2 protein-coding genes and 1 pseudogene are annotated in these 2,797 nt (G+C 66.0%); all 3 read left to right on the top strand.

Features of this window, described 5'->3' with window-relative positions:
• The first annotated feature begins 141 nt into the window (after positions 1-141).
• On the top strand, positions 142-798 hold the full coding sequence (locus tag ACHIRB_RS30600) for a helix-turn-helix domain-containing protein (RefSeq protein WP_395113968.1): 657 nt from the start codon (positions 142-144) through the stop codon (positions 796-798).
• A gap of 51 nt (positions 799-849) precedes the next feature.
• Positions 850-2,298 carry a DDE-type integrase/transposase/recombinase gene (locus ACHIRB_RS30595; protein WP_395126710.1) on the top strand — a complete coding sequence of 483 codons (1,449 nt, stop codon included), beginning with the start codon at positions 850-852 and terminating at the stop codon, positions 2,296-2,298.
• A pseudogene (locus ACHIRB_RS30590) lies at positions 2,295-2,797 on the top strand (ExeA family protein); the annotation flags it as partial. The gene ACHIRB_RS30595 and the pseudogene ACHIRB_RS30590, both read left to right, overlap by 4 nt.

Raw genomic sequence — 2,797 nt, 5'->3', positions numbered from 1 at the left:
GATGTGGTGTGCGGTGTCGGGGTGGGGTTGATCTTGTTGGCCTGCACCGTCAGTGTGTCGAGGAACTGATGGGTGCACGGCGCCCCCGCTGAATTCTTGGCAGAGATCTCGGGGGCACCGTGCGTAGTGCGGAAGGCACTGATGGTCACGGTAGAGGTCGATTCTGTTCGCGTCGAGTCCCGGATGTCGGCTGGTGAACTGTGCTGCCCGTCGTGCCCGGACGGAGTGTTGGCGGGCTGGGGTTTCGCCCGGCCGCGTCGTGTTGTGGGGATGTCGGTGCCGGTGCGGCCGCGCCGGTCTCGGTGCCGCATGTGTGCGGTGACGCATGTGCTGCTGCCGGTGACGATGCTGCTGCGCAGGGCCTATCTCGCGGATCTGATTTGGGCTGCGTTGGCAGCCAAGGCGTGTGGCGGTGGGCATCGCCGGATCGCGCAGCGATCCGGTATTCCGGCGTGCACGGTCCGCGGCTGGCTGCGCGTGCTGAGTCGGCGCGCCGATGTGGTGCGTGACTGGTTTCTGGCGATTGCGGTTGCCGCGGGTGTGGATGTGTCGATACCGAAGGCGACCGGGACGGGCTGCGGCGACGTGATAGCCGCGATCGGTGTGGCGAGAGCGGCGATCGCGGCACGCTTCGGTGATCGGTCTGTCCTCGGCGCGGTGACGGCAGCCCAGGTCGCGGTCGCGTGCACCGGTGGACGGCTTCTCTGCCCGGGTTGGCCACCGATGCCGGGATCAAATCTGCCAACACCAACCGACCCTGATATTCGCGGCGGGGATCGGTCAGTGTCGCGGGGGTGACTGCCCGGCAACAGATCTGGGTGGCGCTGTTGCGAACACGGGAGGGTTTCGTTGGTAACCGACGAGCAGAAACGGCGAGAACGCGCTCAGGCGGTCGGGTTGTTCCGCTACCAATTGATCTGTCCGGCACTCGATTCCGGATTGTCGACGAAAGCGCGTGGCCGGCTGGTCCGCGAGATCGCCGGCAGACATCACACCGATCCGTTCGGCACGGCGGTGAAGTATTCGAGAGATACGTTGGATCGGTGGATCCGCCGCTACCGCGCCGGAGGATTCGAAGAACTCGTTCCCTCGACGCGGGCGTCGTCGCCGCGCACCGACACGGTGACACTCGACTTGGCGGCGGCGCTGAAACGGGAGAACCCGGCCCGCACCGCTGCACAGGTGCAACGCATTCTCCGGGCGTCGGCGGGGTGGTCGCCCTCGGAATCGACGCTGCTGCGCCACTTTCACCGACTCGAATTGATCGGACCGGCCGCCGGGGACACCCCCGTGGTGTTCGGTCGGTTCGAAGCGGAAAACCCCAACGACCGCTGGACCGGAGACGCATTGCACGGCCCGAGGATCGGTGGCCGCAAAACGTATCTGTTCGCCTTCCTCGACGATCACTCGCGTCTGGTCACCGGCTACCGGTTCGGGTTTTCCGAAGACACCGTGCGCCTGGGTGTCGCCTTGGAACCGGCGCTGGCCGCGCGCGGGGTCCCGGCGAGTGTGTATGTCGACAACGGATCGTGCTTTGTCGACGCCTGGTTGTTGCGGGCGTGCGCGAAACTCGGTGTTCGGCTGGTGCATTCGACCCCGCACCGGCCGCAGGGCCGGGGGAAGATCGAACGGTTCTTCCGGACCGTGCGTGAACAGTTCCTCGTCGAAGTCGCCGATACCACCGCCGACGAACTGACCGCCGCGGGCACCGATCACCGCACCGCGCTGCTGGAACTCAACCGGTTGCTCACCGGGTGGATCGAAACCGGATACCACCGACGGACCCATTCGGAGACCGGGCAATCCCCGCTGGACCGGTGGGACGCCGGGTGGGTGCGGTGCAACCAGACTCCGGCGATGCCGACTGCGCCCGATCTGAGCGAAGCGTTCCTATGGTCGGAATACCGAACAGTCACCAAGACGGCGACGGTGTCGTTGCACGGCAACACCTTCCAGGTCGACGCGGGGTTGGTGGGCCGGAAGGTGGAGTTGGTGTTCTCTCCGTTCGACCTGGAAACCGTCGAGGTCCGCTACCAGGGCAAGAGTCACGGGACAGCGCTGCCGCACACCATCACTCGCCATGTTCATCCGAAAGCGCGAGCGGAGATCCCGGACCAGCCGATGCCCGCGGCAACGGGGATCGACTATTTGACGTTGACCGCGCAGACCCATCATGAGCAGGTCCGCGCCGATCGGCGGATCGGATACGACGCCCTGTTCGGCGGCAGCGACGAGGGCGAGGTTCCGGGGCAGCCGAGCATCGACGACATCCTCGACCGGAACGTGGCTTCGGCATGAGTATTCAACGGCTGCAATCGTATTACGGCTTCTCGAGGATGCCTTTCGGACGTGGATTGGCCCCGGCGATGCTGCACCGCCATCCCGGTCACGCCGAAGCGGTCGCCCGCATCTCGTGGTGTGTGGACCAACACGCGATCGGGGTGATCACCGGGGAAGTCGGTGCCGGCAAGACCGTCGCGATCCGCGCCGCGACCGCAGGGGTTGGATCCAGCGCGGCATGTGATCATCTACCTGCCGAACCCGTCGGTCGGAGTACGCGGGATGTTGCATCACATCGTGACCGCACTGGGGCGGGTGCCGAGTTTCTACACCGCCACGTTGGCGCCGCAAGCCGCCGAGGCGCTGGCCGCCGAACACGCCGAACGTGGCCGCACCCCGGTGGTAGTAATCGACGAAGCCCATCTGCTCGACAACGCACAGATGGAAGCGATACGGATGCTCACCAACCACGACATGGACTCCGGCTCACCGTTCGCGGCGTTGCTGGTCGGGCAAC

The sequence above is a fragment of the Antrihabitans spumae genome (assembly GCF_043944905.1).
Lineage (GTDB): Bacteria > Actinomycetota > Actinomycetes > Mycobacteriales > Mycobacteriaceae > Antrihabitans > Antrihabitans spumae.
The sequence above is the reverse complement of the archived record's forward strand: the minus strand, read 5'-3'. Positions and strand labels throughout refer to the sequence as shown.